Below are 16,885 nucleotides of genomic sequence, written 5' to 3'. Positions count from 1 at the left end.
ATTATTTTGAAGGAGAGTTATCATTATGACTCAAGGGAAAATTACTGCATCTGCAGCAATGCTCAACGTATTGAAAACATGGGGCGTAGACACTATCTACGGTATCCCATCAGGAACACTCAGCTCATTGATGGACGCTTTGGCTGAAGACAAAGATATCCGTTTCTTGCAAGTTCGCCACGAAGAAACAGGTGCTCTTGCAGCGGTTATGCAGGCTAAATTTGGCGGTTCTATCGGTGTTGCAGTTGGTTCAGGTGGACCTGGTGCAACTCACTTGATCAACGGTGTTTACGATGCAGCTATGGATAACACTCCATTCCTTGCTATCCTTGGATCACGTCCAGTTAACGAATTGAACATGGATGCCTTCCAAGAGCTTAACCAAAATCCAATGTACAACGGTATCGCTGTTTATAACAAACGTGTAGCTTACGCAGAGCAATTGCCAAAAGTGATTGACGAAGCTTGCCGTGCTGCCGTTTCTAAAAAAGGTCCAGCTGTCGTTGAAATTCCAGTAAACTTTGGTTTCCAAGAAATCGACGAAAACTCATACTACGGTTCAGGTTCTTACGAGCGTTCATTCATCGCTCCTGCTTTGAACGAAGTTGAAATTGACAAAGCTGTTGAAATTTTGAACAACGCTGAACGTCCAGTTATCTACGCTGGTTACGGTGGTGTTAAAGCTGGTGAAGTAATCACTGAATTGTCACGTAAAATCAAAGCACCAATCATCACAACTGGTAAAAACTTCGAAGCTTTCGAATGGAACTACGAAGGTTTGACAGGTTCTGCTTACCGTGTTGGTTGGAAACCAGCCAACGAAGTGGTCTTTGAAGCAGACACAGTTCTTTTCCTTGGTTCAAACTTCCCATTTGCTGAAGTATACCAAGCATTCAAAAACACTGAAAAATTCATCCAAGTGGATATCGACCCTTACAAACTTGGTAAACGTCACGCTCTTGACGCTTCAATCCTTGGTGATGCAGGTCAAGCAGCTAAAGCTATCCTCGATAAAGTAAACCCAGTTGAGTCTACTCCATGGTGGCGTGCAAACGTTAAGAACAACCAAAACTGGCGTGATTACATGAACAAACTCGAAGGTAAAACTGAGGGTGAATTGCAATTGTACCAAGTTTACAATGCAATCAACAAACATGCTGATCAAGACGCTATCTACTCAATCGACGTAGGTGACACTACTCAAACATCTACTCGTCACCTTCACATGACACCTAAGAACATGTGGCGTACATCTCCACTCTTTGCGACAATGGGTATTGCCCTTCCTGGTGGTATCGCTGCTAAGAAAGACAATCCAGATCGCCAAGTATGGAACATCATGGGTGACGGTGCATTCAACATGTGCTACCCAGACGTTATCACAAACGTTCAATACGACCTTCCAGTTATCAACGTTGTCTTCTCAAATGGTAAATATGCCTTCATCAAGGACAAATACGAAGACACAAACAAACACTTGTTTGGTTGTGACTTCCCTAATGCTGACTATGCGAAAATCGCTGAAGCGCAAGGTGCTGTAGGATTTACAGTTGACCGTATCGAAGACATCGATGCAGTTGTTGCAGAAGCTGTTAAATTGAACAAAGAAGGTAAAACTGTTGTTATCGATGCTCACATCACACCACATCGTCCACTTCCAGTAGAAGTACTTGAGTTGGATCCAAAACAACACTCAGAAGAAGCTATTAAAGCCTTCAAGGAAAAATACGAAGCAGAAGAACTCGTACCATTCCGCCTCTTCTTGGAAGAAGAAGGATTGCAATCACGCGCAATTAAATAATTCCTCTCGTGGAACTTAAAAAGATCGGAGCAATCCGGTCTTTTTCTTTTTATGTATTTTCTGTTAAAATAGATGCATCATGATATTTTAAGGAGAAAAAAGATGCCAACAACTTTCTTTCTATTATTTGGCTTAATGTCGTTAGGCTTTGCTGCCTTCACCTATTTCATGTTCGACATTTTTATCTTTAGTAATTACAGAAATGCCAAGAGATGCACCGAAAGAACGGAAGGAGTTATTATCCGATATTCCTATGCTCTTTATAACGGAATTAGTCTCCCAGTGGTTGAGTACACTGTTGATGGGAACCGATACAAGGTTTTAGGACCGAAATTTCTATATGCGATTTCAAATACAATCAGTACTCCCTTAGGTTCAATCGTATCTGATGTCAAAATGGATAATTTTGAAGATGGGGAAATTCCTCAGGTTTTAAGATACAAGATTTATAGGAATAGTTTCATCTCTTTAACAAAGTCACCTTTAATGGAACGATTTCCAATTGGAGGAAAGGTAACTGTTTATTATGATCCTAAGAAACCAAAACATTCCTATGTAGAAAGACCTTTAAAACCAGGTCGTTATGCATGGCTGACTAAATGTTTAGTTTATTTCCTTGTTTTTCTGATGGTTGCTCTAGCTTTCTTTATAGTGTTCATTCTTCCAAATCTTGTGAACTAATAGTTTCTGGTAGATTTTTCGAAAGTATGAAATCCATATCGTTACTATTTTTATAAAATCTTCTCCCTACTTTATAAGATAAGAAAAAGAGTTCAATCAGAACTCTTTTTTTGCTATAATGAAGGGAGAAAAATCAGACAGGAGATCAAGATGTCAGAACCGTTATTTTTAAATTCTGTAATGCAAGAAAAAATCTGGGGTGGGACTAAACTACGTGATGAGTTTGGTTACGACATTCCTAGTGAAAAAATCGGAGAATATTGGGCAATCTCAGCTCATCCAAATGGAGTGTCTAAGGTAGCCAATGGGCGCTATGAAGGAACAGACCTCGCTACTTTGTATGCAGAACACCGTGAGTTGTTTGGCAACCGTCCTGAGCCTGTATTTCCGCTCTTGACCAAAATCCTTGATGCCAATGACTGGCTCAGTGTTCAAGTTCATCCAGACGATGCTTATGGACTAGAGCATGAAGGTGAACTTGGAAAAACAGAGTGCTGGTACATCATTGCTGCAGATGAAGGTTCAGAGATTATTTACGGTCACAATGCTAAGTCAAAAGAAGAACTCCGTCAGCAAATTGAAGATAAAAACTGGGATGCCTTGCTGACAAAGGTTCCTGTTAAGGCTGGAAATTTCTTCTATGTACCAAGTGGAACTATGCATGCTATCGGTGCAGGTATCTTAATTCTTGAAACGCAACAGTCTAGTGATACCACCTACCGAGTTTATGACTTTGACCGTAAGGATGATAATGGCAACTTGCGTGAACTTCACCTCGAAAAATCAATCGATGTTTTGAATATTGGTGATCCTGCTAACAGCCGTCCTGTGACTGTCAAAGCAGATGATTTGCGTTCAACTTTACTTGTCTCTAATGATTTCTTTGCAGTTTACAAGTGGGAAATCACAGGAAAAGTTGAATTTGAGAAGACAGCTGATTACAGCTTGTTGAGTGTCTTGGCTGGTCAAGGGAAACTGACTGTAGACGGAAAAGACTATCCAATCCAAAAAGGTAGCCACTTTATCTTGCCGAGTGATGTTGAAGCTTGGACCTTGGAAGGGCAAGGTCTAGAATTGATTGTTAGCCATCCATAAAAAGAAAAGACTTGAGAGATATTCTCAAGTCCTTTTTTGTATTTACATAAATTGGGCGATAAAGACCACGATGATGATAATTGGAATGATGAAACGAAGAAGGAAAAGCCAGACTTGGAAAAGTCCTTGTTTCCAAGGTGTTTCATCAAGATGAAGTTCCTCCATTGCTAGTGTTTTCTTAAAAATATAGCCTGTAAAAAGGGACAAGCAGAGAGCACCGAAAGGCATGAGGAGGTTGGAAACCAAGAAATCCATGGCGTCAAAGAAGGTCTTTCCAAAGATATGGACATCAGCCATCACACCATAGGATAGGGCCGAAGGGATACCAAAGACAAAAGTCAATACACCTAAAATCATACTCCACTTAGCACGCTTACGATTGTCTTGGTTGGTGATATTTCCAACGTTGATCTCAAGCATAACGACTGAGGAAGTTATCGTCGCAAAGAGGAAAAGCAAAAGAAAGAGAATATAGAAAATCGTACCAAAAGGCATATTGTCAAAGAGTTGCGGCAAGACAATAAAGAGGAGACTTGGTCCACCTTCAGATTGGATATTAAAGGCTGACATAGCAGGGAAAATCGCAAGTCCCGCCATGATAGAAACTGAAATGTTCAAGGCTACGATGGAAATTCCTGATTGGACCAGCTTTGTCTTCTTGTCTAGGTAGGAAGCGTAAGTCAACATAGCTGTAACTCCAAGGGATAGAGCAAAGAAAGATTGACCCAGTGCATAGAGAAGTCCAGCACTTGTTAGTTTTGAAAAGTCAGGTTTGAGGAAGTAAACGACGCCTTCCATAGCATTTGGCAAGCTAAGAGAACGCCCGATAATAACAATAAAGATGATAAAAAGTAGGGGCATCATAACCTTAGATGCTCTTTCAATCCCTTTTTGAACGCCGTGTGAAACAATGAAAATGTTCAAGAAGATAAAGGCTGCTTGAGCTCCTAAAGCAATAACTGGATTAGAAATGATTGAAGAGAATTGCTGGGCATAATCTCCATTTCCGATTAGGTGGAATAATCTTCCAATCTCGATACCAAGGTATACCAGAATCCAACCCCCAATGACACTATAAAATGAGAGAAGGATGAAAAGAGCAAAGGCACCAATCCAACCAATAAAGTTGTACTTTTGATTGTTTCCAAGTTTGCCAAAGGTTTTGATTGCTGACACGCCAGCGCTTCGACCAAGGGCAAACTCAGCCAGTAGAAGAGGGAAACCAATTAAAATTGTCGAGATAAGAAAGACCAGTAAGAAACCTCCCCCACCATTGGCAGCGGTCATATAAGGGAACTTCCAAACAGCTCCAAGGCCAATAGCAGAACCAGCAGATGCAAGGATGAAGCCCAGTTTTGAGCCCCATTGCGATTTTTCAGACATCGTTAAAACTCCAATCTATTTTTAAAATAAGAAAAGGCTACTTGAGTTGTCAAATAGCCCTCTCTCAATTGCTCTTTAAGAGCCTTTTATTTGATTGATAGACTTGATTATCCTATCATGTTTTCTGAAGCCTGTCAAGAAAGCGATTTTCAAGTTTTCATAAAAAATATGATAAAATACTTGACTCTACCCTAAGGTAAGGGGATATACTATTCATGTGAGGAGGAAATCATGTACCATATAAAAGAAGCTGCGCAACTTTCAGGTGTCTCCGTCAAGACCCTCTACCATTATGATAAGATAGGACTCTTGGTTCCGTTAAAGTCAGAAAATGGCTATCGAACTTACAGTCAAGAGGATTTAGAACGACTTCAGGTTATCCTCTATTACAAGTATCTAGGCTTTTCTTTAGAAAAAATAGCAGAGCTATTGAAGGAAGAAAAGACGGACTTGTTACCACATTTGGCAAGACAGTTGGATTACCTAACTCGAGAAAGGCAACATCTAGATACCTTGATTTCTACCTTGCAAAAAACCATTCAAGATCAAAAAGGAGAAAGAAAAATGACTATTGAGGAAAAATTCACTGGATTTAGCTATCAAGACAATCAAAAATATCACCAAGAGGCAGTAGAGAAATATGGCCAAGAAGTCATGGACCAGGCTCTCGAGCGTCAAAAAGGACGAGAGGATGAAGCTACAACAGCCTTTAATCAAATCTTTCAAGCCTTGGCTCAAAATCTCAAAGCTGGTTTGCCGATAACAGCATCTGAAAATCAAGAGGAAGCAGCCAAGCTCTTACAAGCTATTCGTACTTATGGATTTGACTGCTCTATCGAGGTCTTCGGTTATATCGGCCAAGGCTATGTCTATAATCCAGAGTTCAAGGAAAACATTGATAAGTTTGGAAAGGGAACAGCTCAATACACTTCAGATGTTATTGCCCACTATGTTAGAACTCAGACAAAATAAAAATCGGCGGAGTAATCTCTGCCGATTTACTGTTATTTGAGTTGGCAAAACCAGTCTTCCCCATCCTTATAGTAAAAGAATTCACTGAGGTCCTCTTCGAGAAAAACACGAAGCATATCAGACATATCCTCAGTAGCTAGTTTGAGATGAGATAGATTTTCAAAATCCTCCCACCAGACTTTTCCTTCGTCTGAAGATTGGAGCTCACCAGTAAAGTGTTCTGTTTTGTAAAAGAGGACAACATAACGATAATCTGCATCATCATACCAGTCTTTGATACCACAGAGTTGGGGTTTAGAAATGGTCAGACCAGTTTCTTCCTTCACTTCGCGAATGACAGCATCGACAAAGGATTCGCCACGTTCAACATGACCACCAGGAAAAGTAATGCCAGGCCAGTTAGGACTAACTCGGTCTTGAACTAGGACCTTGTCCCCATTTTTAATCAAGCACATGTTGACAAATTCGACTGATTCTCTTCTGCTCATATTATTTTTCCTATTTTGTTAGTAATTTTTCTACCACGTTTAACTTTCGCATGGTCAGATCAACGCCGAACAGCTTTTCAAGATAGTTGGTATTAAGTTTTTTTCGTTTTGCAGTTCTAGGGAGATAGAGGTAAAGACAATGGTTGCCGATACAAATTTCTTCTTCACCATAGTCACTATCCAATTTTTCTAATGGTAGACTTTGGATATCATTTTGAAAAAGGATCACATGTATTCGGTCAAAAAGATAGTGTTTTCCAAATGGGTTTTCTTGGACAATTTTTGCAAAATCATTTTTGTTCTTGATTACCATTTTTAAATCAGCACCAATTTTTTCCTTTATTAGAGTGTGAACCTGTTCTCGTATTTCTTCCAGAGATAAGTCACTTTCAAGAATGATATTCCCACTTTGAATATAGGTTCGAACGTGTTGAAAATCAGCCTCTATCAAGATATCTACTAGATAAGACATTTTAGGGATAGCATTTTTTCCATTAGGAGTAACTCCCCTTAGTAAGATAATATGTTCCAAAGTAGTTCCTTTCTTATCTAACATCCTTAGATACTAAATCATTTATAGATTAAGTTTGAGCCTGCCACCCATCCGGTGCAGAGGGCAGAAGTGATGTTAAAGCCACCTGTGTGGGCATTGATATCTAGGACCTCGCCAGCAAAGTGAAGTCCAGGAACCAATTTACTTTCCAGTGTTTTAGGATTGATTTCCTTGAGACTAACACCTCCTTTGGTAACAAAGGATTTAGCCAAGGACATTTTTCCAGTCACAGGAATCTTGAGGGATTTGATAAACTGGATAAGTTGGTCTCGTTCTTTTTCAGTTAATTGTTTGACCTTTTCTGGGTAGCCTTGCACCAAGAATTCTGCCAAGCGTTCTGGCAACAAAGATTTCAAGGCATTTTTTAAGGATTTTTCACGATTTTCTTCTAGAAAATTTACTAAGTCGCCTTCAGAAAGTTGTGGCAAGACATCTAAAGATAGGATTTCACCCCCCTTGACAAAGCTTGACATACGCAGAGCAGCGGGACCAGATAAACCAAAGTGGGTAAAGAGCAGATCATGAGTAATGACGTGCTTGCCATAACTGAGGGTCACATCGTCTAGCGAAATTCCCTGTAAGGCCTTGTGTGGAAAATCTGTTAATAAGGGACTTTCAGCAGCCTCAAGTTCGGTAATGGTGTGTTTGAAATGACGGGCAATCTCGTGGCCAAAACCAGTCGAACCAGTCGAAGGATAAGACTTACCACCTGTTGTGACGATGAGTTTATCACAAGTGAAGGTCTGGTCTGCAGACTTAAGGACAAACTGGTCGTCTATCTTTTTAACCGAAACAATCTCTGTTTGAGTGGCAATTTGCCCACCAAGTTCAATGATTTTCTTTTCCAAGGCTTCGATAATGGTTCGCGATTTGTCGCTGGCTGGGAAGACACGTCCGTGGTCTTCAACCTTGAGTTTAACACCATTTTCTGTGAAAAAGTTGATGATATCATGGTTATCAAACTGGGATAAGACACTGTATAGAAATCGCCCATTTCCAGGGATGCCAGCGAGTAGATCGTCTAGAGTTCCGTTGTTGGTCACATTGCAACGACCACCGCCAGTTCCAGCTAATTTTTTTCCAAGTTTCCGATTTTTTTCAATGAGAAGGGTTTTCTGCCCGTAAAAGCTACTGGAAATCGTAGCCATCATACCAGCAGGGCCTCCTCCGATGACAATAGTATCAAAATGTTTCATAAGAGTATTGTACCATAAAAAAACAAGAGATGATTAGACATCTCTTGTCAGATTTATTAGTTGATTTCGTATCCCATGAGGAGCCCGCCTTCTTCCGCATAGAAACTGCAGAGTCCAGAAGTTGGGATGATTTTAATGTCAGCTTGTGGGTATTTTTCTCGTAAGAGCTCTGAGAGCTGTTGGCAGAATTTTTCATTGCTGCGGTGAGCCATGACGATACGCCCACCAGCATAGCCAGCTTTGATTAACTCTTCATAGGCAGCCTGAAGGGACTTTTTAGCACCACGAGCTTTTTGGAGGAGTTCTAAGGTTCCAGTTTCGCTTGCTTCACCAACCATACGAATATTGAGGAGCCCGACAACTGTACCGATAAGCTTACTCAATCGACCGTTTTTAACCAGGTTATCCACTTTAGCAAGAACGAACAACAACTTCGTTTTTTCTTGGTAAGTAGTAATCACTTCAACGACTTCTTCAAAAGAAAGTCCTTGTTTGATCAAATCATTGATCTTTTCGACGATTAGGTCAACTTCCCCACCAGCTGATAAGCTATCGATGACATGAATCTGAGTATCAGGGTGTTCTTCGAGATAGATATTCTTAGCTAATTGAGCACTATTGTGGCTACCAGAGAGAGTTCCAGTGATAGTCACTACAAGAATATGTTTGGCACCTTCGAATGCTCGTAAGTAATCATCAGGACTAGGGCAGGCTGATTTTGAAGCTTCAGAAGTCGCATACATAGTTTCCATCATCTTATCGATATCCAGATTGGCATCATCGACAAAGACTTGATCTGCTACCTGAATCTTTAAGGGAACACTGACAAATTCAGTATCAAAAGCAAGGTTTTCCAGTTGGCGATAATCACAACCAGAGTCAGCTACAATCTTCCAAGTCATAGAAATTCTCCATCTTTATCACTTATACATTGACAAAGGTTCTGTCTTTTTTTACAATTATATCATGAAAGCCCTTGAAACAAAAGTAGTACCTCTCTGTTGTCACAAGTAGAAAGAAATTGTTATGTCTGAACGTAAAATATCTGAAAAATCGCTTGAAAACCTTAGAAAATCAAATCAAGAATCTAATTTGCTAACCAGAGAAGCGATTGAAACAGCTCTTTTGCAACTCTTGGAGAAAAAAGAGTTGGCTAAGATTAGCATTTCTGAGTTGGTCAAGCGTGCTGGCGTTTCTCGTGCAGCCTTTTATCGAAATTATGAATCCAAAGAAGAAATTTTAGAAAGTGTCTTTAAACGTAGCGTCCATAATATCATGGAGCAATTGAGTCATTACGATGTTAAAACAGACCTTTATCTTGTATGGGTTCACCTCTTTAGAGAAGCCAAGAAAGAAGCTAAGGTTATTCAGCTTGCCCTAGACTATCACTTAGAAAAAATCTTTGTGCAAGCCATGCAAGAATTTCTAGAAAAATACTATGGGAAGTCAAAAGGTGTCAGTTCTTACCTGCATTCTTTTTGGAGTTCGGCCATCGTATCGGTCTTGCTTAAATGGATCAAGGATGGAATGAAGGTTCCTGCTGAAAAAATCGCAGATCTACGCCTGCCATTTTTCAAAAAATAAAACATGAGGAGAAATGCTATGACAGAAAAAAGACTAGCTTGGGATGAGTATTTTGCTGCTCAAGCTCTATTGATTGCCAATCGCTCAACCTGTAAACGTGCCAAGGTAGGAGCTGTTTTAGTCAAGGATAACAAGGTTATTTCAACAGGCTATAATGGTTCTGTATCAGGAACAGAGCATTGTATAGATCATGACTGTCTGGTGATTGAAGGCCACTGTGTCCGCACTCTTCATGCAGAAGTGAATGCTATCTTACAAGGGTCAGAGCGTGGCGTTCCAAAAGGTTTCACAGCCTATGTCACTCATTTTCCATGCCTCAACTGTACAAAACAACTGCTTCAGGTAGGTTGTGAGCGTGTGGTTTATATCAACCAATACCGTATGGATGACTATGCCCAACACCTTTATCAAGAAAAGGGAACAGAATTAACTCACCTACCACTTGAAACAGTGCAGGCAGCTCTCCAAGAGGCTCACCTAATCTAGAAATTATAAAAAAATAAATGGTTTAGAAAGCTTTTTAAACCATTTTTTGATATAATAAGAAGAATAAATTGAAAGAAGGAATTCTGAAAATGGGAAAACTTGAAGTTATTAATCATCCACTGATTCAACACAAATTATCAATCTTGCGTCGCACTGACACTTCTACAAAAGCTTTTCGTGAACTAGTAGACGAGATTGCAATGTTGATGGGATATGAAGTGCTTCGTGATCTTCCACTTGAAGATGTAGAAATCGAAACACCGATCACAAAAACAGTTCAAAAACAGTTGGCTGGTAAAAAATTGGCAATTGTCCCAATCTTGCGTGCAGGTATTGGTATGGTTGATGGACTATTGAGTTTGGTTCCAGCAGCAAAAGTTGGTCACATTGGTATGTACCGTGACGAAGAAACCCTTCAACCAGTAGAATACTTGGTAAAATTACCTGAAGATATTGACCAACGTCAAATTTTTGTAGTTGATCCTATGCTTGCAACAGGTGGATCAGCGATTTTGGCTGTTGACTCCCTCAAAAAACGTGGAGCTTCAAACATCAAGTTTGTCTGCCTTGTATCAGCTCCAGAAGGTGTGAAGGCACTTCAAGCAGCACACCCTGATGTAGAAATCTTTACAGCAGCTTTGGATGAACGCTTGAACGAACATGGTTACATCGTTCCAGGTCTTGGAGATGCTGGAGACCGCTTGTTCGGAACAAAATAAGATTCTAAAGTGATATTGAGACTAAAGCCTAGTCTTAGTTTTGAAAGGAGGTTAAATTTTTGTATCTGTTAGTAGGATAGAGCAAAAATTTGACCTTTTTTGACCAAGGATATATAATAATCCTATTAACAAAGAAATTAGAAATCAAAAGGAGAAATGAATGATTCCTGTAGTTATTGAACAAACAAGTCGTGGAGAACGCTCGTATGATATTTACTCACGTCTTCTTAAAGACCGCATTATCATGTTGACTGGACCAGTCGAAGACAATATGGCAAACTCAGTTATCGCCCAATTACTTTTCTTGGATGCCCAAGATAGTACAAAAGATATTTACCTTTATGTAAACACGCCTGGAGGTTCTGTATCAGCTGGTTTGGCAATCGTTGATACTATGAACTTTATCAAGGCAGATGTCCAAACTATCGTTATGGGAATGGCAGCCTCAATGGGGACTGTCATTGCATCAAGTGGAGCAAAGGGCAAACGTTTCATGCTTCCAAATGCAGAATACATGATTCACCAACCAATGGGTGGTACAGGTGGTGGTACTCAGCAGACTGATATGGCCATCGCTGCTGAACACTTACTTAAAACCCGTAAGACTTTGGAGCAAATCCTAGCAGATAATTCTGGCAAATCTGTTGAGCAAATTCATAAAGATGCTGAACGTGATTACTGGATGAGCGCTCAAGAAACTCTTGACTACGGTTTTATTGACGAAATTATGGCTAATAATTCTTTGAATTAAACTACTAAAGCAAGCTCGACTGAGCTTGTTTTTTTTGATATAATAGAAGGAAGATTGTTAGAAGGAAGTTGAATTATGTTTCAAAAAGAGAATCGGTCTGGTCTGATTATCTATTTATACTATAATCGCGATGCTAAAAAACTCGCAAATTATGGTGATATTTGTTACCACTCAAAAAAACATCGTTACCTACAACTTTATGTCCCAACAGAGGAAGTAGAAGAGCTGGTAAACCGTCTAGGAAAAGAGAAATTTATCAAGAAAGTGAGAGTTTGTCATATCCAAGAATTGGAAACTCCTTTCGTTGGAAACCTATATAAAACAAGCGAAAACGTTATCATTTAAAAAAGTGAGAGAAACTTGTTGACAATTTTCTGATAATTCGGTATATTCTTAACATGTAATTTAAATTGAACATTAAAAGGAGATAAACATGAAGAAAAAATTTGCATTGTCACTTGTAGCTCTTGCAAGTACAGCTCTTTTAGCAGCTTGTGGGGAAGTGAAGTCAGGAGCTTCAAACACAACTGGTAACCCAATTGATGAAAAAGTTGTAAAAATTGGTTTCAACTTCGAAGAAACTGGTGCTGTAGCATCTTACGGTACTTCTGAGCAAAAGGGTGCTCAACTTGCAGTTGATGAAATCAACGCAGCAGGTGGTATCGATGGAAAACAAATCGAAGTAGTCGACAAAGATAACAAATCTGAAACTGCTGAAGCTGCTTCTGTTTCAACAAACCTTGTGACTCAATCTAAGGTAGCAGCTATCGTAGGACCTGCGACTTCAGGTGCGACTGCAGCAGCAGTAGCAAATGCTACACAAGCTGGAGTTCCATTGATTTCTCCAAGTGCTACTCAAGATGGTTTGACAAAAGGTCAAGATTTCCTCTTCATCGGAACATTCCAAGATAGTTTCCAAGGAAAAATCATCTCAAACTACGTTTCAAACAAATTGAACGCTAAGAAAGTGGTCTTGTATACAGATAACTCAAGTGACTACGCTAAAGGTATTGCAAAATCTTTCCGTGATTCATTCACAGGTGAAATCGTAGCAGACGAAACATTTGTATCAGGAGATACAGACTTCCAAGCAGCTTTGACAAAAATCAAAGATAAAGACTTTGATGCAATCGTATTGCCAGGTTACTACACAGAAGCTGGTAAGATTGTAAACCAAGCTCGTGGTATGGGAATTGATAAACCAATCATCGGTGGTGACGGATTTAACGGTGCAGAATTTGTTCAACAAGCAACTGCTGAACGCGCATCAAATATCTACTTCATCTCAGGATTCTCAACTACTGTTGATGTTTCAGATAAAGCAAAAGCCTTCCTTGAAGCTTATCGTGCAAAATATAACGAAGATCCTTCAACATTTGCAGCTCTTGCTTATGACTCAGTTTACCTTGTAGCTAATGCTGCAAAAGGTGCAAAAACTTCAGTTGATATCAAGAACAATCTTGCTAAAACACAAAACTTCGAAGGTGTTACAGGTCAAACAAGCTTTGATGCAGATCATAACACTGTGAAAACAGCCTTCATGATGACCATGAATAATGGTAAAGTAGATGCGGCAGAAGTCGTAAAACCTTAATTTTATAGATATCGTAAATGGGGAATGAGCTTTTACTCACTCCCTGTTTCGGTGTTTATAAAGGGATTATTTTTTTATAAAATCCTAAAAATAAAACTTAGAAAGAGTGAACCATATGCTTCAACAACTTGTCAATGGTTTAATCTTGGGTAGTGTCTATGCCTTGCTAGCCCTGGGTTATACTATGGTTTATGGGATTATCAAGCTTATTAACTTTGCCCATGGTGATATCTATATGATGGGTGCTTTCATGGGTTATTTCTTGATTAATGCCCTTCATTTAAATTTCTTTTTAGCCTTAATTTTGTCCATGATTGGTTCAGCTATTCTCGGTGTTATCATCGAGTTTCTAGCTTACCGTCCACTCCGTCATTCAACTCGTATCTCTGTATTGATTACTGCTATCGGGGTATCCTTCTTGCTTGAGTATGGAATGGTCTATCTAGTAGGTGCCAATACACGTGCCTTCCCTCAAGCAATCCAAACAGTTCGTTATGACTTGGGTCCAATCAGTCTAACAAATATTCAATTGTTGATTTTGACAGTTTCAATTGTCTTGATGATTCTTTTGCAACTCATCGTGCAAAAAACCAAAATGGGGAAAGCCATGCGTGCCGTATCTGTAGATAGTGATGCAGCTCAGTTAATGGGGATCAACGTAAACCGTACAATCAGTTTCACCTTTGCCTTAGGTTCAGCTCTGGCTGGTGCAGCAGGTGTCTTGATTGCCCTTTACTACAACTCTCTTGAACCATTGATGGGAATGACTCCGGGTATTAAATCATTCGTGGCTGCCGTTTTAGGTGGAATCGGTATTATTCCTGGTGCAGCTCTTGGAGGTTTTGTAATCGGACTATTGGAAACTTTTGCAACAGCCTTCGGAATGTCAGATTTCCGTGATGCTATCGTGTACGGAATCTTGCTATTGATCTTGATTGTTCGTCCAGCTGGTATCCTTGGTAAGAATGTGAAAGAGAAGGTGTAAACAATGAAAGAAAATTTAAAAGTTAATATTCTCTGGTTGCTCCTTTTGTTGCTTGGATATGGTGTGATTAGCTTATTAGTTTCGTTTGGTATTTTAAACCTTTTCCATATTCAGATTCTAGAACAAATCGGTATCAATATTATTCTTGCAGTAGGACTTAACCTTATCGTTGGTTTTTCTGGTCAATTTTCTCTTGGACATGCTGGGTTCATGGCTATCGGTGCCTATGCAGCAGCCATTATTGGTTCTAAATCTCCAACTTATGGTGCCTTTTTTGGAGCTATGTTGCTTGGTGCTATCATTGCTGGTTTGGTTGCCTTGGTCGTTGGAATTCCTACCCTTCGTTTGAAGGGGGACTACCTTGCAGTTGCGACACTTGGGGTTGCTGAAATTATCCGTATCCTAATCGTCAATGGTGGTGATTTAACAAACGGAGCTGCTGGTATCCTTGGTATTCCAAACTTTACTAATTGGCAAATGGTATACATTTTTGCCGTGATTACGACAATTGCAACGCTGAATTTCCTTCGTAGTCCAATCGGTCGTTTAACCTTGTCTGTTCGTGAAGATGAAATTGCAGCTGAATCTGTCGGGGTCAATACAACAAAAATCAAAATTATCGCATTTGTCTTTGGAGCTATGACTGCAAGTATTGCAGGTTCCCTTCAAGCAGGATTTATCGGTTCTGTTGTGCCAAAAGATTATAGCTTTATCAACTCTATCAACGTTTTAATTATCGTTGTATTTGGTGGCTTGGGATCAATTACAGGAGCAATTGTCGCTGCGATTGTTCTTGGTATTTTGAATATGTTCCTTCAAGATGTGGCTAGCGTTCGTATGATTATCTATGCTTTGGCCTTGGTACTCGTTATGATTTTCAGACCAGGTGGTCTTCTTGGAACATGGGAATTGAGCCTATCAAAACTCTTTAAAAAAGGTAAGAAGGAGGGACAAAACTAATGGCATTACTTGAAGTAAAACAGTTAACCAAGCATTTTGGTGGTCTGACTGCTGTTGGAGATGTAACTCTAGAATTGAACGAAGGTGAACTTGTTGGCTTGATTGGCCCGAACGGAGCTGGGAAAACAACTCTTTTCAACTTGTTGACAGGAGTTTATGAACCAAGCGAAGGAACAGTAACCTTAGATGGTCACTTATTAAATGGTAAGCAACCCTATAAAATTGCTGCTCTTGGTTTAGGGCGTACCTTCCAAAACATCCGCCTCTTTAAAGACTTGACAGTTTTGGATAACGTTCTTATTGCATTTAGTAACCATCATAAACAACATGTTTTTGCAAGTTTCTTGCGCTTACCAGCTTTTTATAAGAATGAAAAAGAATTAAAAGCTAAAGCCTTAGAATTACTAAAAATCTTTGATTTAGATGGTGATGCTGAAACCTTAGCTAAAAACTTAGCCTATGGTCAACAACGTCGTTTGGAAATTGTTCGTGCCCTTGCCACAGAACCTAAAATCCTCTTCTTGGATGAGCCTGCAGCAGGTATGAACCCACAAGAAACTGCAGAATTGACTGAGTTGATCCGTCGCATCAAGGATGAATTCAAGATCACCATCATGCTGATTGAACATGACATGAACTTGGTCATGGAAGTCACTGAACGTATCTACGTACTTGAGTACGGTCGTTTGATTGCTCATGGGACACCAGATGAAATCAAGAACAATAAACGTGTTATCGAAGCTTATCTTGGAGGTGAAGCCTAATGTCTATGTTAAAAGTTGAAAACCTCTCAGTTCACTACGGTATGATTCAAGCTGTACGTGATGTGAGCTTTGAAGTTAATGAAGGGGAAGTTGTTTCTCTTATCGGTGCTAACGGTGCTGGTAAAACAACCATCCTTCGTACTCTTTCAGGACTTGTGCGTCCAAGTGCTGGTAAGATTGAATTTTTGGGACAAGAAATTCAAAAGATGCCTGCACAAAAAATTGTGGCATCAGGACTTTCTCAAGTACCAGAAGGACGTCATGTCTTCCCTGGTTTGACAGTTTTGGAAAACTTGGAGATGGGAGCCTTTCTTAAGAAAAATCGTGAAGAGAATCAAGCAAATTTGAAGAAAGTCTTCTCTCGTTTCCCTCGTTTGGAAGAACGTAAAAATCAAGATGCAGCTACTCTATCTGGTGGTGAACAGCAGATGCTTGCCATGGGACGTGCACTCATGTCAACGCCTAAACTTCTTTTATTAGATGAACCATCAATGGGGCTTGCGCCAATCTTTATCCAAGAAATTTTTGATATCATCCAAGATATTCAAAAACAAGGAACAACCGTTCTCTTGATTGAACAAAATGCCAATAAAGCACTTGCCATTGCTGACCGAGGATATGTTCTTGAAACAGGAAAGATTGTCCTATCAGGAACAGGAAAAGAACTCGCAGCATCAGACGAAGTCAGAAAAGCATATCTAGGTGGCTAAAAATTGCGGCAGCAATTAACATCTAGTCCGAGAGATTGTTTTAGTCGGCGGATAAAGATTGCAAAGCAATCATACAATCTACATAAGTATAAGATTAAGGGCTCTAAGTTGAGCTCTTTTTCGTAAAGTCCTTCAGATTTTTCTGAATCTTGAAAAAGAAATG

Annotated in this window: 19 protein-coding genes; 14 read left to right on the top strand and 5 right to left on the bottom strand. The window is 39.7% G+C overall.

What is annotated here, in order from left to right; all coding sequences use genetic code 11:
• Nucleotides 1-25 precede the first annotated feature (25 nt).
• The 3 genes from spxB (at nt 26) to manA (ending at nt 3,577) form a co-directional block, all read left to right on the top strand.
• The gene (gene spxB, locus M1F91_RS03405; RefSeq protein ID WP_045614086.1) at nt 26-1,801 is read left to right on the top strand and encodes a pyruvate oxidase; all 1,776 of its coding nucleotides are present in this window, start codon (nt 26-28) and stop codon (nt 1,799-1,801) included.
• Between the two features lie 102 nt (nt 1,802-1,903).
• Nucleotides 1,904-2,482, top strand: a complete 579-nt coding sequence (locus M1F91_RS03400; RefSeq protein ID WP_247912642.1) for a DUF3592 domain-containing protein — start codon at nt 1,904-1,906, stop codon at nt 2,480-2,482.
• 150 nt (nt 2,483-2,632) lie between these two features.
• Nucleotides 2,633-3,577 carry a mannose-6-phosphate isomerase, class I gene (gene manA / locus M1F91_RS03395; protein ID WP_247912641.1) on the top strand — a complete coding sequence of 315 codons (945 nt, stop codon included), beginning with the start codon at nt 2,633-2,635 and terminating at the stop codon, nt 3,575-3,577.
• A 42-nt stretch (nt 3,578-3,619) separates the two neighbouring features.
• On the opposite strand, the gene M1F91_RS03390 is transcribed toward manA, so the two are convergent.
• A complete protein-coding gene (locus M1F91_RS03390; RefSeq protein WP_247912640.1) occupies nt 3,620-4,960 on the bottom strand; it encodes a sodium-dependent transporter in 1,341 nt (446 codons plus the stop codon).
• Nucleotides 4,961-5,191: 231 nt separating this feature from the next.
• On the opposite strand from M1F91_RS03390, the gene M1F91_RS03385 reads away from it, so the two are divergent.
• Nucleotides 5,192-5,932 (top strand): MerR family transcriptional regulator, encoded by a 741-nt coding sequence (locus M1F91_RS03385; RefSeq protein WP_247912639.1) that lies wholly within the window; start codon nt 5,192-5,194, stop codon nt 5,930-5,932.
• A gap of 32 nt (nt 5,933-5,964) precedes the next feature.
• Here M1F91_RS03385 and M1F91_RS03380 read toward each other — a convergent pair whose 3' ends face one another.
• The 4 genes from M1F91_RS03380 to M1F91_RS03365 are packed head-to-tail and all read right to left on the bottom strand — an operon-like array spanning nt 5,965 to nt 9,071.
• Nucleotides 5,965-6,420, bottom strand: coding sequence for an 8-oxo-dGTP diphosphatase (locus tag M1F91_RS03380; protein WP_247912638.1), 456 nt, complete (start codon nt 6,418-6,420; stop codon nt 5,965-5,967).
• 10 nt (nt 6,421-6,430) lie between these two features.
• Nucleotides 6,431-6,952: a DUF1697 domain-containing protein gene (locus M1F91_RS03375; protein ID WP_049508826.1), complete on the bottom strand. Its 522-nt coding sequence runs from the start codon at nt 6,950-6,952 to the stop codon at nt 6,431-6,433.
• A gap of 38 nt (nt 6,953-6,990) precedes the next feature.
• Nucleotides 6,991-8,169, bottom strand: a complete 1,179-nt coding sequence (locus M1F91_RS03370) for an NAD(P)/FAD-dependent oxidoreductase (RefSeq protein ID WP_247912637.1) — start codon at nt 8,167-8,169, stop codon at nt 6,991-6,993.
• 56 nt (nt 8,170-8,225) lie between these two features.
• Nucleotides 8,226-9,071 (bottom strand): DegV family protein, encoded by an 846-nt coding sequence (locus M1F91_RS03365; RefSeq protein WP_247912636.1) that lies wholly within the window; start codon nt 9,069-9,071, stop codon nt 8,226-8,228.
• A 124-nt stretch (nt 9,072-9,195) separates the two neighbouring features.
• Between M1F91_RS03365 and M1F91_RS03360 the strand changes: the two genes are divergently transcribed.
• The 10 genes from M1F91_RS03360 to M1F91_RS03315 all read left to right on the top strand — a co-directional run bounded on the left by M1F91_RS03360 (nt 9,196) and on the right by M1F91_RS03315 (nt 16,722).
• Nucleotides 9,196-9,753 (top strand): TetR/AcrR family transcriptional regulator, encoded by a 558-nt coding sequence (locus M1F91_RS03360; RefSeq protein WP_070677977.1) that lies wholly within the window; start codon nt 9,196-9,198, stop codon nt 9,751-9,753.
• A gap of 18 nt (nt 9,754-9,771) precedes the next feature.
• Nucleotides 9,772-10,239, top strand: coding sequence for a cytidine/deoxycytidylate deaminase family protein (locus M1F91_RS03355; RefSeq protein ID WP_006155564.1), 468 nt, complete (start codon nt 9,772-9,774; stop codon nt 10,237-10,239).
• Between the two features lie 89 nt (nt 10,240-10,328).
• Nucleotides 10,329-10,958, top strand: coding sequence for a uracil phosphoribosyltransferase (gene upp, locus M1F91_RS03350; RefSeq protein ID WP_004252365.1), 630 nt, complete (start codon nt 10,329-10,331; stop codon nt 10,956-10,958).
• A gap of 160 nt (nt 10,959-11,118) precedes the next feature.
• Nucleotides 11,119-11,709, top strand: a complete 591-nt coding sequence (gene clpP / locus M1F91_RS03345; RefSeq protein WP_004252366.1) for an ATP-dependent Clp protease proteolytic subunit ClpP — start codon at nt 11,119-11,121, stop codon at nt 11,707-11,709.
• Between the two features lie 75 nt (nt 11,710-11,784).
• A complete protein-coding gene (locus M1F91_RS03340; RefSeq protein ID WP_004252368.1) occupies nt 11,785-12,054 on the top strand; it encodes a YlbG family protein in 270 nt (89 codons plus the stop codon).
• Between the two features lie 88 nt (nt 12,055-12,142).
• Nucleotides 12,143-13,303, top strand: coding sequence for an ABC transporter substrate-binding protein (locus tag M1F91_RS03335; protein ID WP_195184153.1), 1,161 nt, complete (start codon nt 12,143-12,145; stop codon nt 13,301-13,303).
• Between the two features lie 115 nt (nt 13,304-13,418).
• Entirely contained in the window at nt 13,419-14,288 is an 870-nt protein-coding gene (locus tag M1F91_RS03330) for a branched-chain amino acid ABC transporter permease (protein WP_004252371.1), read from the top strand.
• Between the two features lie 3 nt (nt 14,289-14,291).
• Nucleotides 14,292-15,248: a branched-chain amino acid ABC transporter permease gene (locus M1F91_RS03325; RefSeq protein WP_006151638.1), complete on the top strand. Its 957-nt coding sequence runs from the start codon at nt 14,292-14,294 to the stop codon at nt 15,246-15,248.
• Nucleotides 15,248-16,012 (top strand): ABC transporter ATP-binding protein, encoded by a 765-nt coding sequence (locus tag M1F91_RS03320; RefSeq protein ID WP_006151788.1) that lies wholly within the window; start codon nt 15,248-15,250, stop codon nt 16,010-16,012. Before M1F91_RS03325 ends, M1F91_RS03320 begins: the two co-directional genes overlap by 1 nt.
• Nucleotides 16,012-16,722 carry an ABC transporter ATP-binding protein gene (locus tag M1F91_RS03315; protein WP_247912635.1) on the top strand — a complete coding sequence of 237 codons (711 nt, stop codon included), beginning with the start codon at nt 16,012-16,014 and terminating at the stop codon, nt 16,720-16,722. Before M1F91_RS03320 ends, M1F91_RS03315 begins: the two co-directional genes overlap by 1 nt.
• Nucleotides 16,723-16,885: the final 163 nt, after the last annotated feature.

It is taken from the genome of Streptococcus sp. oral taxon 431, assembly GCF_023110115.1.
GTDB lineage: Bacteria > Bacillota > Bacilli > Lactobacillales > Streptococcaceae > Streptococcus.
The sequence above is the reverse complement of the archived record's forward strand: the minus strand, read 5'-3'. Positions and strand labels throughout refer to the sequence as shown.